We start from the raw sequence: 15,694 nt of genomic DNA, 5'->3' as shown, positions 1-15,694 counted from the left end.
GACCTCGGGGGCCCTGACGCGATGGCGGACTCACACCGAGCGGCGATCCTGGCGGCGGTGACGGCGCTGGCGTCCTCCGGCTGCATCATGCCGGCGATCGACGCGGGGCACGAGGGGGTCCTGGTCCAGAAGCCGATCTTTTTCGGCCATGGCGGGGTGGACCCTGTCCCGACTCCCACGGGCCGCGTCGTCGTTGCCTTCACCACCGAGCTCGTGGACGTCGATGTCCGGCCCATCCAGTACGCGGAGCACTTCGACATCATCTCGGCCGAAAACGCCCCCGTGTCCTTCGACGCCTTCCTCATCGCCAACGTGATTGAGGGGCGCTCGCCGGAGCTGGTCGCCCGCTTCGGTCCCAACTGGTACCAGAACAACGTCAAGGAAGCCTTCCGGACCTATGTTCGGGAGGAGGTGCAGAAGTATCCGCTCTTCGAGCTCACGACCAACCCGGCCACGCGGGCCAAGCTCCAGACGGCGGTCGAGGAGGCGGTCCGGCGCAAGCTGATCGAGCAGCAGAAGATTCCCGTGCGGCTGAACCGGGTCGTGATCGGCAGCATCCTGCCCCCCAAGGGCGTCCTGGAGCAGACGGCGCAGACGATCATCCAGGAGCAGCGCCGCATCACGATGATCGAGTTCCAGAAGGCCGAGGAGGCGAGGGAGAAGGCGGAGCGTCAACGCGGGATCGCCGACCGCGCCTACCGCGAGCACCTGGGGCTCAGCGCGACCGAATTCGTGGACCTGCGGCGGATCGAGGTACAGAAGGAGATCGCGCAGCACGCCCCCTCGGCCCTGACGATCATCATGGGCCTGGAGCGGACGGGGATCAATCTCCCGATCCCGGCCGACCGGGGGGCGAAGTAGGTCCGAGCAGCCCGTCGCCCAGGGGCGTCATCTCCCGCAGCAGCCCCTGGATCTCCGCCACCAACTCCTTCAGCCGCTTGCGGGTTTCCTCCGACTGGCCGCCGAGCTTCGCGCGGACGCCCGCGTCCGCGTCGAGCACGGCCTGCTCCTGCTGGAGCCGGGTCTGGGCCACCTTGAGCTGCTTGCGGATCGCGTGCTGCTCCCGCTCGCGGTCGATCTTGATCTGCAGCAGTTCGTCGCGCGTCTGCTGAAAATCCTGCTCCGTCCGCGCGATCCGCTCCTCCAGGCCACGCAGCTCCGTCTTGGCCGCCTCGATCCTGGCCGTGAGCTGTTGGGCGAGGGCGGTCAGCTCCTGCGCCCGGCGCGCTTCGTTCTGGTAGAGCAGCTTGGCGTTCTCCGCGTCCTTCCTGGCGAGCTCGTAGGTGCTGGAGCTGACGCAGGCGGTGGCGGCGGGCAGCAGCACGCACCAGAGGGCCGCGAGGGCGAGCGGAGGATGGAGCCGGCGATCCATGGGCGCTCCAGGGTGAGGCGAAGGCCCATGCTAGCACCTCCCGCCGGAGGAATCCAGCCGGGCGCGCCGGGAGCGGATCATGGGCCGGAGAGCAGCAGCCCGGCCCCGGCGGCGAGTCCCCCGCCCAGGCAGAGCAGAAAGCCGATGCCGCCGAGCAGGTACCAGGGCCTGATGCGCCGGAGGTCGTCCCGGTCGAGGTGGCGGTGCAGGTCGCTCGGTGAGGCCCACCAGCGGACGGGCAGCGTCATGCGGGCTGCCAGGATCCGATACAGGAGGACGTGGTACCAGACGCCGGTCGGCAGGCCGAGCAGGAGCCCGGCGGCCAGGGTCCAAAACCCGCCCTCCGCCAGCAGGGCTGGAGTCAGGATCGCGGCGAGGAGGCCCAGGACGCCCACCAGGAGCAGCCCGAGCAGCACGAGGACGATCTCGGCCATCGGCGCATTGTACGCCATCGGCGCCGATGCCGGCCGCTTGCCTTGACTTCACCCGGGGGCCTACCTAGACTCAGCCCATGTCCGAGTCGAACGAACAGGAGTCGCTGGCGCGCCTCGCGGACCTGCGCGGCATCGCGCGGGACTACGTGGACATCTGGGGCCGCCGCCATCCGACCTCCGATGAGACGAGGCGCGCGATCCTCGCCGCGATGGGTTGCCGTGTGGCCACGGCCGATGAGATCACGGCCGAGCTGGCGGCCCTGGAGCGGGAGCCCTGGCTCCGGCCCTGCGAGCCGGTCCTGGTCCATCGTGAGAGGGCCGGCGAGAGACGCTGGTCCTTTCGCCTGCCGGTCGAGGAGGGCGAGGAGGAGAGGCTCCGCCTCCGCTGGGAGGTCTGGGATGAGGATGGACGGCTCCGTCATCGCGAGGAAGCGGGGCCGGGCCTGGCGCCGGTCGAGACCCATCGGCTCGACGGTCGCCGCCATGCCCGGTTCGAGCTCCCGCTGCCGGACGGCCTGCCGATCGGCTACTACGACCTCAAGGCCTACGGGCTCACCGACTCCCGCTTCGTGGAGGGGGAGACGCGCCTGATCCTGTGTCCCGATCGCTGCTATGGGCCGGAGGATGGAGCGGACGACCGGCCGCTGTGGGGCCTGGCCGTCCAGCTCTACAGCCTCAGGTCCGACCGCAACTGGGGGGTCGGCGACTTCCGCGACCTCGCCGACCTGGCCGAGTGGGCCGGGGTGGACCTGGGCGCGGCGCTGATCGGGCTGAATCCGCTCCACGCGCTCAGGAACGAGCGGCCCCACCACACCAGCCCGTACTCGCCAGATAGTCGCTTGTACCTCAATGCCTTGTATATTAATGTTGAAGATGTTGATGAGTTTTTTGAATCCTTAGCGGCGCAGCGATTGGTCCGCGAGCCGGGCTTTCTGGCCAGGCTGGAGCGGGCGCGCAAGGGCGACCTGATTGACTACGACGAAGTGTGCAGCGCGAAGCTGGCTGTGCTCGAAACCCTCTTCGCGTCCTTCGAGGAGCGGCACCTGGTCTCGAAGGGATGGGAGGCCGAGGCCAGGACCGAGCGCGGACGGGCGTTCCTCGATTACTGCCGGGCTGAAGGAACGCTCTTGGAAGCCTTCGCGGTCTTCCAGGCCCTCGCGGAGGAATTCCGTCGCCGCCGGCCTCCTCTCTGGAGCTGGCGGGACTGGCCTGAGCCCTATCGCCGCCCCGACACGCCCGAGGTGGAAACCTTCCGGAAGGAGCGGGCCTCCCGCGTCCGATTCCATCAGTACCTGCAGTGGGTCGCCAGCCGCCAGCTCCGCGCGGCGGCGGATCGGGCGAAGGCCGGGGGTATGGCGGTCGGGCTCTACCATGATCTCGCGCTGGCCGGCGATCGCGGCGGGAGCGAGGCCTGGACCTTCCAGGACGCGCTGGCCCTGGATGCGGACTGCGGGGCGCCGCCCGACGCGCTGGGGCCGGAGGGGCAGAACTGGGGCCTGCCGCCGGTTGATCCCCGCAAGCTGCGGGCGGACGGTTATCGGCTCTTCATCGAGCTCTTGCGGCACAACCTGGCCTGCGGCGGGGCGCTGAGGCTGGACCATGTCATGGCGCTGTTCCGGCTCTTTTGGGTGCCCCGGGGCGTTCCCGCCTCCGCCGGCACCTACGTGGCCTATCCCGCCGAGGACCTGCTCGGCATCCTGGCGCTGGAAAGCCGGCGGCATCGCGCCCTGATCATCGGCGAGGACCTGGGGACCGTGCCGGACTACGTGCGGGAGCGGCTGGCCGCGGCCAACGTGCTCTCCTACCGGGTCTTCTACTTCGAGCGGGAGCATGACAGGCGCTGGAAACCGCCGGCCGCCTACCCGGCCCGCGCCGCCGCGGTCGTCACGACCCACGATCTGCCCACGCTGGCCGGCTACTGGACGGGGCGCGACATCGAGGAGCGTGCCAGGCTCGGGATCTACGACGAGGCGCGGCGCGCCGCGGCCTGGGAGGAGCGGGGCCGCGACCGCCGGCTGATCGTCGAGGCCCTTCGGGCCGAGGGGCTGTTGCCGGACGGGCTCGGCGACGATCCCGCCGTCCCCCCCGAGCTGACGGCGGAACTGAGCGGGGCGGTCCACCGGTTTCTGGCGCGGACCCCCTGCCTGGTCATGCTCGTCACGCTGGAGGACCTGGTCGGCGAACGGGAGCCGGTCAACGTCCCCGGCACGGTCGAGGCCTGTCCGAACTGGTGCCGCAAATGCCGCCTGTCGCTGGAGGAGTTGAAGGGGCATCAGGGCGTCGCGGCGCTCGCGCGCCTGGTGCGCGCGATCAGGCCGGCGGCCGCGGAGCCCCGATGAGACGGGCGTGGCCGTTCAGACGCCGCGAGGCGGAGCCGGCGGCGCATCCCGCCGTTCCGGCCGGGCGCGCCCGCTGGACCCGGTGGGCGGTCGGCATCTCCGCCCTGCTGATCACGGTCATCGTGGTCCTCGAGGCGCTCAGTCCGGCGAACTTCATCATCGCCTACGGCCTCGTCCTGCCGATCCTCCTCATCGCCACCACCAGGTCCAAGGGGCTGATGGGGCTCACGCTGGCCCTCTGCATCGTTGCCACGGCGATCGGGCTCTTCCAACCGACGAAGCCGGGGCGGTTCAAGGCCGCGCTGATCAACCGGGTCTACGTGGTCGCGGTCCTCTGCAGCGTGGCCTACGTCGCCTTCACCTGGGAGCGGCGCAAGGCCCGCGAGGCGGAGGCGCGCGCGGCGCTCGCGGAGCAGACCGAGAACCTCCTGCGCGCCAACGCGCAACTGGCGGAGATCAAGGACGCGCTGAACCGCTCCGAGCGGCTGGCCGCGATGGGCCAACTGGTGGCCTCGGTGGCGCACGAGGTGGGGACGCCGCTGCACTCGATCGCCTGGCACGTCCAGGCCCTGAGCGAGGAGGAGGGGCTGCCGCCCGACATGCGCCGGCGGATCGACATCATCGACTCCCAGATCGGCCGCGTCGTGCGCATCATCGAGGACCTGCTCTCCTCGACGCGGCAGCGGCGGCCGGCCTTCTCGCCGCTGACGGCGGGCCGGCTCGTCGAGCAGGTCGTGGCGCTGATGGGGCCCTCCTTCGCCGGCAAGGGCGTGGCCGTGAAGACCGACCTGGGCGGCGACGGCCACGTCCTCTTGGGGGACGAGGCCCAGCTTCAGCAGGTCCTCGTCAACCTCCTGGCGAACTCCCTGGCCGCGACCCCGCCGGGCGGGGAGGTCGCCATCGCCGTCGGCCGCCGGCCGCCCACGCCGGGGGAGCAGGAGGAGCGGCGGCGCGGGGGGGAGCCGCCGATCGAGGCGATGGTCACCCTCACCGTCCGCGACACGGGCTGCGGGATGTCGGAAGAGCACCGCAAGCGCGCGGTCGAGCCCTTCTTCACGACCAAGGCGGTGGGCGACGGGACGGGCCTGGGCCTGTACCTCAGCCGGCAGATCGTCGCCGCGCACGGCGGGTCGCTCTCGATCGAGAGCGAGCTCGGCAAGGGGACGACCGTGGTGATCGCGCTGCCGGGCAGCCCCAAGGCCGAGCCCGCGATGAGGGCGTGAGGCGATGACGGAGACGGACTTCCTCATCCTCGTGGTGGACGACGACGCGGTCGCCCGGGACCTGCTCGCGGAGGCCCTGCGCAAGGAGGGCTACCGGGTGGAGCAGGCGGGCAGCGGCGAGGAGGCCATCGCGCGCGGGCGGAAGCAGCGGTTCGACCTGGTGCTCACGGACATCCGCATGGGCGCCGTGGACGGCTTCACGGTGCTGCGCGAGCTCAAACAGGTGAGCCCCGACACGCCCATCGTGCTCCTGACCGCCTTCGGGTCCATGGACGGGGCGATCGAGGCGATCAAGCTCGGCGCCTACGACTACCTGGCCAAGCCCTTCAAGCGCGAGGAGGTGAAGCTGGTCGTCCGGCGGGCCCTGGAGCACAGCCGGCTGGCGCGCGAGAACGCACGGTTCCGGGAGGAGTTGCGGGAGCGGCAAGAGCGGTCGCCGCTGGTCGGGAGCAGCCCCCCCATGCTGGAGGTGTACAAGCTCGTCGCGCGCGTCGCGGCGGGCAAGAGCACGGTGCTCCTGGAGGGCGAGAGCGGGACCGGCAAGGAGCTGATCGCCCGCGCCATCCACTCCAACAGCCCGAGGCGCGATCGGCCCTTCGTCGCCGTCAACTGCGCCGCGCTCCCGGACAGCCTACTGGAGTCGGAGCTGTTCGGCCACGAGCGGGGGGCCTTCACCGGCGCGGTCGGGGCGAAGCCGGGGCTCTTCGAGACGGCGCACCTCGGCACCCTGTTCCTGGACGAGATCGGCGACATCGGCCCGGCGCTCCAGGTCCGCCTGCTCCGGGTCATCCAGGAGCAGGAGGTCCGGCCGGTCGGCGGGACCGCGCCCGTGAAGGTGGACGTGCGGATCATCGCGGCCACGAACCGCGACCTCTCGACGCTGGTCAGGGAGGGACGGTTCCGGGAGGATCTGTTCTACCGGCTGAACGTCGTGCGGATCCATCTCCCGCCGCTCCGGGAGCGCCGGGAGGACATCCCGATGCTGGCCCACCATTTCCTGGAGCGGTTCTCGGCCGCGAGCCACCTGCCGGTCCGCGGCTTCGTGCCGGAGACGCTCGCGGTCCTGCAACGGTACGACTGGCCCGGGAACGTCCGGGAGCTGGAGAACGTCATCGAGCGCGCCGTCTCCCTCGCCCATGGCCCCGTCATCCTGCCCGAGGACTTGCCCGAGGCGGTGAGGGCGGCCGGAACCGCGCCGCCGCCGGCGCGCCCGCCCCTGGTGACGATCGACGAGCTGGTGAAGGACTACATGCTGCGGGTCGTGCGGGAGACGGGGGGCAACAAGGTCCGGGCCGCCAAGATCCTCGGCATCGACCGCCGGACCCTCTACCGCATGGCCGAGCGCTACGGCGTCGAGCTGGGCGACGGGAACGAGGAGGGGGGAGACGCTACAGCAGCCCCAGGGCGTTCTTGACGAGGCGGAGCTGGTTGGCGGCGCTTTGGGCGAGGGGGGGCTGAGCCGACTCCCAGGAGGCCCACTGGCGGTCCTTCGCTTCGTAGCCGACGCGGATCGTCAGGTGGGTGCCGCCCTCGGCCGGCGCGATCCTGCTCTCGACGACGCTGCGGCCGACGCCGAACCGTGAGACGAGGAGCCGGTTCCAGGGGCTGTGGAGCTCCCGCCGGTATTCGGTCTTCACGACGCCGCCCGGAAGATCGGCCTCGACGATCTCATAGCCGCCCTCCATCAGGACCTCCACGACCGCCTCCCTGACCTTGTCCGGAGGCGCGGCCAGTACGGCCTCCGCCGTATCCCACTCCCGCTCTCCCTGGAGCCCCGCGCAGCCGGCGAGGAGCCCCGCACAGGCCAGGATCGCCGCCCAGCCCAGCCGTTCGACCGATGTCTTCATGGCCGCCCTCCGTCGTCCGAACGGCAGGATGCGTCAGACGTTCGCGAAAGTCAACGGGACGCCCGACGAGGCCCTGGCGCGGCCGTTGATTCCCGGACGGGCCGAGAGTATGGTACGGCCTGTTTTGTCGGGGAGGGGGAAAGTCGCATGGCGGAGCGCAAGCAGGCCCATCCTCGTCGGCGATCCGGCGCCGCCGGGGTGAAGCGCCGCCGGCCCGCCGGCCGCGATGGCGTGCCGCCCCTGGACCCTGGCGCCAGGCGGCGCTTCCAGACGAGGCTGCTCAAGTGGTACCGCGAATATGGCCGGGACCTGCCCTGGCGGCGGACCTCCGATCCCTACCGCATCCTCGTGTCGGAGGTGATGCTCCAGCAGACGCAGGTGGATCGCGTCATCCCGAAGTACCACGAATTTCTGTCCCGCTATCCGTCCTTCGAGGCCCTGGCCGAAGCCGAGCCGGAGGAGGTCACGCGCGCCTGGTACCCGCTGGGCTACAACGTCAGGCCGCTCCGCCTCCACGGCATCGCCCGCGAGACGGTCGAGCGGTATGGCGGGAGCCTGCCGCGCGACCCGGACGAGCTGCTCGCCTTCAAGGGCATCGGCAGGTACACGGCGGGGGCGGTCCGGTCCTTCGCGTTCGGGGAGGATGCGGCGATCCTGGACACGAACGTCATGCGGGTGCTCCATCGGGTCTTCATCGGCGAGGGGGACCCCAAGGCTCAGCGGGCGAAGCTCTGGGGCCTGTCCGAGCGACTGATCCCGCGCGGCAAGGGCTACGACTTCAACCAGGCGCTCATGGATTTCGGCGCCGTGGTCTGCACCGCGCGAAAACCCTCCTGCCCGCTCTGTCCGATGAAGCGCGATTGCAAGAGCTACCCCTTCGATCGAAACCGTGGCGGGTGACGCGCGACCATGAGGAAAAGCCCGGAAACGACCAGCTCACGACGTAAAACTCAACGCTCTCCGTCCCGCCCCGGCGCGCCCATTCAGGTGGCCGTGGGGTTGATCGAGCGGGACGGACGGTACCTGATCGCGCGCCGCCGTCGCGAGGCGCACCTCGGCGGGCTCTGGGAATTTCCCGGAGGCAAGCGCGAGCCGGGCGAGTCGCCGGAGGACTGCCTGCGTCGGGAGCTGCGCGAGGAGCTGGGGATCGAGATCACGGAGCCGGTGCGGTTCCGCGTCGTCTCCCACCGCTACCCGGACAAGGCGGTCGAGCTGCATTGCTTCCTCTGCTCCGTCCTGGCGGGGCAAGCGCGGCCGCTGGGGTGCGACGCCATCCGCTGGACCTCGCCGGACGAGATGCGGGGCGACGAGTTTCCGCCAGCCGACCGGCCGCTGATCGAGGCGTTGCGGCGCCGGCACCGCGGGGAGGCCGACTCCGATGCGGTTTCCCGTTGACGCGCGGCTCAAGGACGGGACGCCGATCCGCCTTTCACAGGCCGGCGGGGCCGAGGTCGAGCCGCTCCGCCGGCTCTATGACGTGATCGTCGCCGAGGGCGATTCCTACCCGCACGAGCGGCCGCCGGACCGGGAGGAATTCCTCGACTACTGGATCAGGGGGAAGAGCACGGTCGTCGCCCGGCTCCGGGATCTGGCGACGGACGAGTTGCTCGGTGCCTTTTATCTCAAGCCCAACTGGCCGGGGCGCGCCAGGTGGGTCGCCAACGCGGGCTTCATCGTCGCGCCCGCCTGGCGGAACCGGGGACTCGGCTGGCTGCTGGGGGCGACCATGCTCCAGTACGCCAAGGATCTCGGCTTTCGGAGCGTGATCTTCAACCTGGTGTTCGCGGAGAACCGGCCGGCGCGGCACCTCTGGGCCAAGCTGGGGTTCGCGGACCTGGGGATCATCCCCGGCGCGGTGCGCAACGACGACGGCACGTACCAGGATGCCGTGATCATGTTCAGGACCTTGGCGGAGTAGGGGGCGCGATCGACAGCCAGTCTCATCGTCCCGGCGAACGCCGGGATCCACGACCAGGACCGGTCCCCGGCTTCCGCCGGGGTGACGGGGAACGGACCGGCGGGCTGATGGCTCGGGGCTTCTTCGGATGAAGGTCGTCCTCGACATCGAGACGGTGCAGGCGCCGAGGGAGGAGTGGGCCCGGCTGGTCGGCCGCGCCCTGGAGCCGGGGGCGGGGATCGAGGAGGAGGACCTCTTCGCCCGCGCCGCGGCGGACGAGCGGCAGCGGCTGCAGGACGAGCTCTACCAGAAGTCCTCCTTCGACGGCACCTTCAGCCGGATCGTCTGCATCGGGCTGATCCTGTTCAGCGACGCGATGGAGCCCCAGGGGGCGGTGAGCTGGTACGGGCCGGACGAGTGCGAGCTGCTCCGCCGGTTCTGGGCCAGGCTGGCCCAGGTCCGCCCGTCGCTCTACATCACGCACAACGGCCTGGGGTTCGACCTGCCCTTTATCAAGAAGCGCTCCATCATCCACCAGGTGAAGCCGGCCGTCGAGATCCCGCTCGCGAAGTTCCGCACCGAGCCGGTCTACGACACGATGGCGGTCTGGAGCAACTGGGAGTCGCGGGGCTGGATCAAGCTCGACGTGCTGGCGCGCGCGCTCAACGTGGAGACCAAGTCGGGGAGCGGGAGCCAGGTCGCGGACATGTGGGCGGAGGGGCGGCACCGGGAGATCGCCGACTACTGCCTGCAGGACACCTACGTGACCTACGCCTGCTACTGTCGGATGAACTTCCGGCCGCCGCTCGCCCGGGAGGTCGTGCTCCAACACAAGGAGCTGATCGAGGTGAAGTGACGCCGTCGCGCGCGGCGGCGGTCGTCAGCGGGCGCCGTCCTTGCCCGGCGCGGCCGGCCGCTTCCCGCCCTGGAGCTTCCTGAGCTGCTCGGCCTGGTCCGCGACCTGCTTCTTGAGCCGCTCGAGGTCGGATTTCAGGGCCTGGATCTCCAGGTCCTTCTCGACGATCAGGTCCTTCATCGCCCGCACCTCGTCCGCGCGGCCGTCCCCTGGCGGCCGGGCGGTCGGCGCCGCGAGGTCGGGCGGCGGGCCGACCTCCTCGATCGCGGCCGGCAGCCGGGCCAGCAGTTGGTAGTCGATCGCAAAGGCCTGGCCGCCCGGCGCGGAGGAGCCCGGCACCTGCTGGAAACTCTCGGGCCTACGCGCGACATCCGGCACGAAGCGCAGCCCCGACGGTCCGGAGGCCTGGCCTGATGGCGGCACGAGAATCAGGTGGAGCGAGCGGCCGTGGGCGAACAGGAGGCCGGTCGTGGGCGCGACACCGGCTCGGCCGGTCTCCCCGGCGGTGAAGCGCACCCGTTGGTCGGGCGCCGCCTTCGACAGAGCCTCCGCCAAGAGCGGTGCGAGGAACAGTACCTGGCCCTCGGAGAAGAGCCGCGCGGCCTGGCCGCCGGTCGTCGAGGAACCCGCCGCCTCCGGCGGCAGCCGGACCCCGCGCAGCACGCGGGCGAGGAGGTCGGGGCCGAGGACAAGGGGATGGGCCGCCTGGAAGGCCGGGTCGGCGACGCGTTCGAGGGCGACGGAGCCTTGGCGGCCCTCGTGGAGCGTGACCACCGGCCCCGCGGCGCCGCAGCCCGCGTCGAGCAGACAGGCGAGCAGGAGTCCCGCGCGCGCGAAACGATCCACCGTGCCTCCCGAGGCCGCGCCGCCTCGGCCGGCGCGGGCGCGCCAGTGTACCACAGGGTGAACGAGCGATGAACACCGGCCAACTGCTCGACGGCATCCGGTTCGTGGACAGCTTCTTTCCCTCCGGCGGCTACGCCTATTCCTCCGGCCTGGAGTCGGCCGTTCAGGCCGGCGCGGTCCGCGACGGCGAGGGACTCGCGCGCTATGGCGCGGCCTACTTGGATGGGGAACTGGGTCGCCGAGAGGCGGTGGCGGTCGCGCAGGCCGTGGCCGCGGCCGGCCTGCGTCTGGGCGCGGCCCTCCCGGCGGACCTGGAGCTGGATGCGCTGATGCTCTGTCGCGAAACCAGGCTCGCCGGCCGGCAGATGGGCCGGCAGGTCCTGCGCTTGGGCGGCGGCCGGCGGGAGACCGGCACCCTGCGCGACTACCTTGCGCTGGTCGAAGCGGGCGAGGCGCCGGGCCATTTCGCGGTCTCGATGGGATTGGCGCTCGGGTCGGCCGGCTGGTCCGCGGAGGAGGCCGCTGCGGCCTTCCTCTATCAGAGCGTCGTGGGGCTGGTGTCGGCCGCCCTCAAGCTCCTGCCGATCGGCCAGCGGGTGGGGCAGGGGCTCATCCAGGGATGGCTGTCGCCGATTGAGCGACAGGCCCGGGCGGCGGCCGGCGCCGCGGTTATGACCGCCTGGGCCCCGCTCCACGACATCCACGCCATGCGCCAGGCACGGCTCGGCACGCGCCTCTTCCGGTCATGACCATGGCGCGGTTTCCAGCAGGACGAGCCGGTGCTGCCCGCGACCTCGATGCCGTGGGACGGGTCGGCGACCTCGTCTTAGAGTACGAGCGCGCCGGGGGCGCGACGGTCCTCGCACGGTCGAGCTGCACGACCCCCTGGCACCTGCTCCCGCCGATGGACCTCGACGGCACCGGCTGCGCCTGCACCTTCCTGGTCAACCCCTCCGGCGGGCTGGTGGGCGGCGACCGGCTGTCCTTCAGGGCGACGCTCGCACCCGGCGCCCATGCCCTGCTCACCACCCCATCGGCGACGAGGATCTACGGGGGCGAGCCGACGACGGTACAGACCTTCGATCTGGCCGTGGGGCGGGGAGCCCGCCTGGAGTGGGTGCCGGAGGTCACGATTCCCTACGCGGGGGCCCGCTTCCGCCAGTCGCTCGACGTCCTGCTCGAATCGGGGGCGGTCGCGGTCGTCTGGGATGCGCTGGCCTCCGGAAGGATAGCCCGCGGCGAGCGCTGGGCCTTCGCCCGCGCGGACACGGAGGTGCGGATCACGACGGCGTCCGGCCGCTTCCTGCTCGATCGGGCGGAGATCGCGCCGACCGCCGAGCGGATCGCCGCCCTCGGGCTGGACGGATGGGACTATGTGGCGGCCCTCTACCTGGTCGGCGACGGGGTGGAGCCGTCGGTCTGGAAACGGCTGGAATCTGAAGTCGCCGGGTTGTTGGAGGAGCGGGACGGGTGCGTGCTCGGCGGGGTCTCCGAGCCGGCCGTGCCGGGCCTGGCCGTCAGGCTTGTCGCCCGGACCGGTCACGACCTCACGGAGGTCCTGGATGTCCTCTGGGCGGTCGCCCGCAAGGGACTATGGAACCTGCCGCCGCCCGCGCTCCGGCGCTACTGAGGCCGGGCCGCCGGGGCGTATCGCGACTCGGCCCGAGCGGGGGGCGCAAGCTGGTGGTGGCCGGTCGGCGCGTCCTGTGGTAGGGTGCCGGCGAAGGGGCGCCGGCAGGAGCCGGCGTCGGGGTGAGGCACGACACAAGGAGGAGGCCGATGTCCGAATTGCGAATCCCGTCAGTCGCGGCGGTCCTGGTCCTGGCCCTGTGGGTCGCGCCGGCCGCGGCCGCCGATCAGAAGGTCACGCTCATGCTCGGCGGCAAACATTGCGAGCATTACCTGGGCGACGTCGAGGCGGCGCTCAAGAAGGTGGCCGGCGTGAAGGCGGTGGATACGAAAAGCATGAAGGGCCACGTGATCGTGACGGTGGATGGCGGCAAGACGACCGGCAAGCAGCTCGCCGAGGCGGTCGGAGCCGTGAAGGGTGAGGGGTGGCACTGCACGGCCGATGTGATGTGAGGAGGGCCTACCCGGCCCGCGGGACGGCGCCGACGACCACGACCGTCGTGTTGTCGGCGCCGCCGCGGCGGTTCGCCGCCTCGACCAAGAGGCGACAGGCCTCCTCCTGAGAGGCCGCCGTTCCCAGCAGCGCGAGGATTTCCTCGTCCTCGATCATCTTGGTCAGGCCGTCCGTGCAGAGCAGGATGCGGTCGCCGGGCCGGAGGGCGAAGGACCGGACATCCGGCTCGACCTCGGGCTCGATGCCGACCGCGCGGCTGAGCATGTGGCGGTAGGGATGCCGGCGGGCCTCCTCCCTCGTGAGCAGGCCCTCGCGGATCCTCTCCTCGACGTAGCTGTGGTCCGTGGTGAGCGGTTGGAGGCTCCCGTCGCGGACCAGGTAGGCGCGACTGTCGCCCACGTGCACCAGCGTCGCGTCCGCCTCCGGGGCCTCGCCCACGTGCAGCGCCACGATCGTGGTCCCCATGGTTTCGAGCTCCGGCCTGATTCGGACTTCCCCTCGCACCCGCTCGTTCGCATACCGGATGGCCTGCAGGAGCAGCTTCTTGGCTTCCCCGCAGTGGGCGGCGTGCCGCCGGACGTAGTCCGCCGTCGCCTCCACCGCCAGGCGGCTCGCGACATCGCCGCCCGGGTGCCCGCCCATCCCGTCCGCGACGATCCAGAGCCCCAGCTCGTTCAGGACCAGCGCGGCGTCCTCGTTGGCTTCACGGACCAGTCCCCGATGGGTGAGGACCGCGCCCGTCCATCGGGATCGGGTGCGATCTTCTCCGCGGTCCGGTCGGGGGGCGGGCGTTGCCATGGCGTCAGGTGTCCACGACGGCCGTCGGGACGGCCGCACTCTCCTCGGCGGGAGCGGGCGGTCCGTACCGTTCCGCCAGCTTCCGGTAGAGAATCTCCGCGAGGGGCTCCAGGTTGCGCGTGTCGGCTTCGTTGTAGCGCAACAACAGGTCCAAGGCGCGGCCGTTCCCGCGTCGCCAGGCTTGCCAGAGCCGCACGGCCTCCCAGCCGTCCACGCCGTCCAGGTCGGCGTCGCGCGTGATGCCCAGCTCCGCCTCGATCGGCTTCAGGCCGCCGCGCAGGTCCAGCCGCCTCGCCGCGAAGCAGAGGTCCATGTGGGGCAGGTCCGCGCGCAGGCCGGGAAACTTCGCCCGGAGGTAGGGGATGTCGAAGACGCTCCCGAAGAAGGTCACGAGCAGGTCGTGGCGGGTCAGCTCCTCGTTCAGGCGCGCTTCCGTCAGGGAGTCGTGGCGCACGAGCGTCGTCATGCGCCCGTCGGAATAGAGGCCGACGACCGTGACCTCGCCCGCCTCGGGCGGACCGCCCGTGGTCTCGATGTCCAGGAAGAGGGTGCGCGGCCGGAAGGTCGGAAAGAGGCGCCAGTGGTCCCTGGTCTTGAGGCAGGCCCCGAAGTAGCGCGAATGCCCCCGTTCCAGGTGACGGGCCGCCGTCTCCACCTCCTCGTCGTACCACCGCTTGCGGGCCGGCGCGATGCCGGGGAGGGAGGGCTGCTCCAGGAAGGCCCGCCAGCTCACCACCCCGTGGCGCCACAGCCGGCGCTCCGTAGCTTCCCCGATCCCCTTCAGGAAGAGAAAGGTGGATTCGATCATCGCGGGAGGATGCATCGGATGGGGGATTCTAGCCTTGATTTCAGGGGGGAAACAAGATAAATTCCGACCCCGCGGGACGCGGGACGGAACGGGACGGGGGAGATGTCCGACGGGACGAAGCGGATCAGCATCTCGGTCGGCGGGGTGACCGTCCAGGCCGAGCTCAAGGCGAACAAGACGGCCGAGGCGGTCTATGCCGCCCTGCCGGTCGAGGCCGAGCTGAACGTCTGGGGCGAGGAGTTCTTCTTCAAGCTGCCGGGCGTCAAGGACTTCCGCGAAACCGCCACCACCAAGGTGGCCGTCGGCGACGTCGCCTTCTGGGGTACCGGCGGGGTCCTGGCCGTCTTCTTCGGGCGCACCCCCATGAGCCTCGGCCCCGATCCCGTGCCGGCCGACCGGGTGAACGTCATCGGCCGCGTCGTCGGCGACGCCACGGTCCTCCGCCAGGCGATGGGCGCGAGCCGGATCCGCGTGGACAAATCCTGATGAAGCTCTCCCGGGAGCGGGTGCATCACCTCGCGGAGACGCTGGTGGCGCGCCTCGAAGCGCAGGGACAGCTCGACGTCCAGGGCGCCAGGGCCGCGGTGGTCGGCGCCCTGGAGCGGGCGGTGACGGATGAGTTGCAGGTCGAGGATCGGCTGAACGCCGAGGTCCGCACCCTCTTGCGGAGCTACCAGGCCGAGATCGACGCCGGGCGCGTGGACTACCAGAAGATGTTCACGATGATCAAGGCCAAGCTCGCGCGCGAGCGCGGCCTGATCCTGTAGGAAGAGCGAGCGGCCAACCACCGGCCACCAGCATCTCCGTCACCCAGGCGGCTTTCAGCCGGGGCCGTCTGGATTCCGGCGAGCCCGCCCCGGACTTGATCCGGGGCCGCAATGGGGACGTGACGGCTCCCGATGTTGCTGAGCGACGACAAGGTCAGCCACCTCTCCCATGTCATCCTGGGGAGCTTGAAGGCGTCGCCGGCCGCGAGGCTCAAGGGCGACGAGGCCCACGTTCTCCGCGAGATCAAGCGGGTGCTGGCCCAAGAGCTGGCGCAGGAGGAGGACGTGGACCGGGCGGTCCGCGCCAGGCTGGCCTCCTACTCGCGCCCCATCGTCGAGGGCGGCCCGGAGTGGGACGTCCTGTACCGGAAGACCTACGAAGAGGAGCTGCGGAGGCGCCGGAAACCGTAGCCGTCCTGAATCG

At 71.0% G+C, this 15,694-nt stretch carries 18 protein-coding genes and 1 pseudogene; 13 read left to right on the top strand and 6 right to left on the bottom strand.

The genetic code is table 11. The annotated features are described in order from the left end of the window. The first annotated feature begins 21 nt into the window (after nt 1–21). Entirely contained in the window at nt 22–861 is an 840-nt protein-coding gene (locus AC1U7O_RS07695; protein WP_479894136.1) for an SPFH domain-containing protein, read from the top strand. Here the strand turns inward: AC1U7O_RS07695 and AC1U7O_RS07690 are convergent. Beyond that, the gene (locus AC1U7O_RS07690; RefSeq protein WP_479894135.1) at nt 824–1,372 is read right to left on the bottom strand and encodes a hypothetical protein; all 549 of its coding nucleotides are present in this window, start codon (nt 1,370–1,372) and stop codon (nt 824–826) included. The genes AC1U7O_RS07695 and AC1U7O_RS07690 overlap by 38 nt on opposite strands. Nucleotides 1,373–1,449: 77 nt before the next feature. Further along, the gene (locus tag AC1U7O_RS07685) at nt 1,450–1,806 is read right to left on the bottom strand and encodes a hypothetical protein (protein ID WP_479894134.1); all 357 of its coding nucleotides are present in this window, start codon (nt 1,804–1,806) and stop codon (nt 1,450–1,452) included. 77 nt (nt 1,807–1,883) lie between these two features. Between AC1U7O_RS07685 and malQ the strand changes: the two genes are divergently transcribed. From malQ to AC1U7O_RS07670, 3 genes are read left to right on the top strand one after another with little or no spacing between them, the layout of a single operon-like run. Further along, nucleotides 1,884–4,145: a 4-alpha-glucanotransferase gene (gene malQ / locus AC1U7O_RS07680; protein ID WP_479894133.1), complete on the top strand. Its 2,262-nt coding sequence runs from the start codon at nt 1,884–1,886 to the stop codon at nt 4,143–4,145. Further along, the gene (locus AC1U7O_RS07675; RefSeq protein WP_479894132.1) at nt 4,142–5,368 is read left to right on the top strand and encodes a sensor histidine kinase; all 1,227 of its coding nucleotides are present in this window, start codon (nt 4,142–4,144) and stop codon (nt 5,366–5,368) included. Before malQ ends, AC1U7O_RS07675 begins: the two co-directional genes overlap by 4 nt. A gap of 4 nt (nt 5,369–5,372) precedes the next feature. After that, complete coding sequence (locus AC1U7O_RS07670) at nt 5,373–6,782, top strand: sigma-54-dependent transcriptional regulator (RefSeq protein ID WP_479894131.1); 1,410 nt, start codon at nt 5,373–5,375, stop codon at nt 6,780–6,782. On the opposite strand, the gene AC1U7O_RS07665 is transcribed toward AC1U7O_RS07670, so the two are convergent. Next, nucleotides 6,757–7,215, bottom strand: coding sequence for an SRPBCC family protein (locus AC1U7O_RS07665; RefSeq protein ID WP_479894130.1), 459 nt, complete (start codon nt 7,213–7,215; stop codon nt 6,757–6,759). The two genes, AC1U7O_RS07670 and AC1U7O_RS07665, sit on opposite strands and share 26 nt — an antisense overlap. Nucleotides 7,216–7,362: 147 nt before the next feature. Here AC1U7O_RS07665 and AC1U7O_RS07660 point away from each other — a divergent pair, with 147 nt between their 5' ends. The 4 genes from AC1U7O_RS07660 to AC1U7O_RS07645 all read left to right on the top strand — a co-directional run bounded on the left by AC1U7O_RS07660 (nt 7,363) and on the right by AC1U7O_RS07645 (nt 9,968). Further along, nucleotides 7,363–8,115 carry an HhH-GPD family protein gene (locus tag AC1U7O_RS07660; protein WP_479894129.1) on the top strand — a complete coding sequence of 251 codons (753 nt, stop codon included), beginning with the start codon at nt 7,363–7,365 and terminating at the stop codon, nt 8,113–8,115. An 87-nt stretch (nt 8,116–8,202) separates the two neighbouring features. Beyond that, entirely contained in the window at nt 8,203–8,610 is a 408-nt protein-coding gene (gene mutT, locus AC1U7O_RS07655; RefSeq protein WP_479894128.1) for an 8-oxo-dGTP diphosphatase MutT, read from the top strand. Then, on the top strand, nt 8,594–9,133 hold the full coding sequence (locus AC1U7O_RS07650; protein ID WP_479894127.1) for an N-acetyltransferase family protein: 540 nt from the start codon (nt 8,594–8,596) through the stop codon (nt 9,131–9,133). Before mutT ends, AC1U7O_RS07650 begins: the two co-directional genes overlap by 17 nt. A 127-nt stretch (nt 9,134–9,260) precedes the next feature. Beyond that, complete coding sequence (locus AC1U7O_RS07645) at nt 9,261–9,968, top strand: 3'-5' exonuclease (RefSeq protein ID WP_479894126.1); 708 nt, start codon at nt 9,261–9,263, stop codon at nt 9,966–9,968. 24 nt (nt 9,969–9,992) lie between these two features. On the opposite strand, the gene AC1U7O_RS07640 is transcribed toward AC1U7O_RS07645, so the two are convergent. Beyond that, the gene (locus AC1U7O_RS07640) at nt 9,993–10,814 is read right to left on the bottom strand and encodes a hypothetical protein (protein WP_479894125.1); all 822 of its coding nucleotides are present in this window, start codon (nt 10,812–10,814) and stop codon (nt 9,993–9,995) included. Between the two features lie 68 nt (nt 10,815–10,882). On the opposite strand from AC1U7O_RS07640, the gene AC1U7O_RS07635 reads away from it, so the two are divergent. The 3 genes from AC1U7O_RS07635 to AC1U7O_RS07625 all read left to right on the top strand — a co-directional run bounded on the left by AC1U7O_RS07635 (nt 10,883) and on the right by AC1U7O_RS07625 (nt 12,896). Beyond that, nucleotides 10,883–11,563, top strand: coding sequence for an urease accessory protein UreF (locus AC1U7O_RS07635; RefSeq protein WP_479894124.1), 681 nt, complete (start codon nt 10,883–10,885; stop codon nt 11,561–11,563). Between the two features lie 53 nt (nt 11,564–11,616). After that, entirely contained in the window at nt 11,617–12,444 is an 828-nt protein-coding gene (locus AC1U7O_RS07630; protein WP_479894123.1) for an urease accessory protein UreD, read from the top strand. 149 nt (nt 12,445–12,593) lie between these two features. Continuing rightward, a complete protein-coding gene (locus AC1U7O_RS07625) occupies nt 12,594–12,896 on the top strand; it encodes a heavy-metal-associated domain-containing protein (RefSeq protein ID WP_479894122.1) in 303 nt (100 codons plus the stop codon). Between the two features lie 7 nt (nt 12,897–12,903). Here the strand turns inward: AC1U7O_RS07625 and AC1U7O_RS07620 are convergent, their stop codons facing one another. Next, a complete protein-coding gene (locus tag AC1U7O_RS07620; RefSeq protein WP_479894121.1) occupies nt 12,904–13,695 on the bottom strand; it encodes a Stp1/IreP family PP2C-type Ser/Thr phosphatase in 792 nt (263 codons plus the stop codon). 4 nt (nt 13,696–13,699) lie between these two features. Beyond that, entirely contained in the window at nt 13,700–14,503 is an 804-nt protein-coding gene (locus AC1U7O_RS07615) for a ribonuclease H-like domain-containing protein (protein ID WP_479894120.1), read from the bottom strand. Between the two features lie 102 nt (nt 14,504–14,605). Here AC1U7O_RS07615 and AC1U7O_RS07610 point away from each other — a divergent pair, with 102 nt between their 5' ends. Both AC1U7O_RS07610 and AC1U7O_RS07605 read left to right on the top strand, forming a co-directional pair. After that, the gene (locus AC1U7O_RS07610) at nt 14,606–14,989 is read left to right on the top strand and encodes a cyclophilin-like fold protein (protein WP_479894119.1); all 384 of its coding nucleotides are present in this window, start codon (nt 14,606–14,608) and stop codon (nt 14,987–14,989) included. After that, nucleotides 14,989–15,681 (top strand): annotated as a pseudogene (locus AC1U7O_RS07605) (DUF507 family protein). Before AC1U7O_RS07610 ends, AC1U7O_RS07605 begins: the two are co-directional and overlap by 1 nt. Nucleotides 15,682–15,694: the final 13 nt, after the last annotated feature.

Source organism: Candidatus Nitrospira neuquenensis (genome assembly GCF_979578155.1).
The sequence above is the reverse complement of the archived record's forward strand: the minus strand, read 5'-3'. Positions and strand labels throughout refer to the sequence as shown.

Bases quoted from the DNA above. Each gene is read 5' to 3' on its own strand.
- AC1U7O_RS07615 (WP_479894120.1), bottom strand. From the start codon at position 14,503: ATGATCGAATCCACCTTTCTCTTCCTGAAGGGGATCGGGGAAGCTACG.
- AC1U7O_RS07675 (WP_479894132.1), top strand. From the start codon at position 4,142: ATGAGACGGGCGTGGCCGTTCAGACGCCGCGAGGCGGAGCCGGCGGCG.
- AC1U7O_RS07685 (WP_479894134.1), bottom strand. From the start codon at position 1,806: ATGGCCGAGATCGTCCTCGTGCTGCTCGGGCTGCTCCTGGTGGGCGTC.
- AC1U7O_RS07645 (WP_479894126.1), top strand. From the start codon at position 9,261: ATGAAGGTCGTCCTCGACATCGAGACGGTGCAGGCGCCGAGGGAGGAG.
- AC1U7O_RS07635 (WP_479894124.1), top strand. From the start codon at position 10,883: ATGAACACCGGCCAACTGCTCGACGGCATCCGGTTCGTGGACAGCTTC.
- AC1U7O_RS07695 (WP_479894136.1), top strand. From the start codon at position 22: ATGGCGGACTCACACCGAGCGGCGATCCTGGCGGCGGTGACGGCGCTG.
- AC1U7O_RS07660 (WP_479894129.1), top strand. From the start codon at position 7,363: ATGGCGGAGCGCAAGCAGGCCCATCCTCGTCGGCGATCCGGCGCCGCC.
- malQ (WP_479894133.1), top strand. From the start codon at position 1,884: ATGTCCGAGTCGAACGAACAGGAGTCGCTGGCGCGCCTCGCGGACCTG.
- AC1U7O_RS07690 (WP_479894135.1), bottom strand. From the start codon at position 1,372: ATGGATCGCCGGCTCCATCCTCCGCTCGCCCTCGCGGCCCTCTGGTGC.
- AC1U7O_RS07650 (WP_479894127.1), top strand. From the start codon at position 8,594: ATGCGGTTTCCCGTTGACGCGCGGCTCAAGGACGGGACGCCGATCCGC.
- AC1U7O_RS07610 (WP_479894119.1), top strand. From the start codon at position 14,606: ATGTCCGACGGGACGAAGCGGATCAGCATCTCGGTCGGCGGGGTGACC.
- AC1U7O_RS07625 (WP_479894122.1), top strand. From the start codon at position 12,594: ATGTCCGAATTGCGAATCCCGTCAGTCGCGGCGGTCCTGGTCCTGGCC.
- AC1U7O_RS07670 (WP_479894131.1), top strand. From the start codon at position 5,373: ATGACGGAGACGGACTTCCTCATCCTCGTGGTGGACGACGACGCGGTC.
- AC1U7O_RS07665 (WP_479894130.1), bottom strand. From the start codon at position 7,215: ATGAAGACATCGGTCGAACGGCTGGGCTGGGCGGCGATCCTGGCCTGT.
- AC1U7O_RS07620 (WP_479894121.1), bottom strand. From the start codon at position 13,695: ATGGCAACGCCCGCCCCCCGACCGGACCGCGGAGAAGATCGCACCCGA.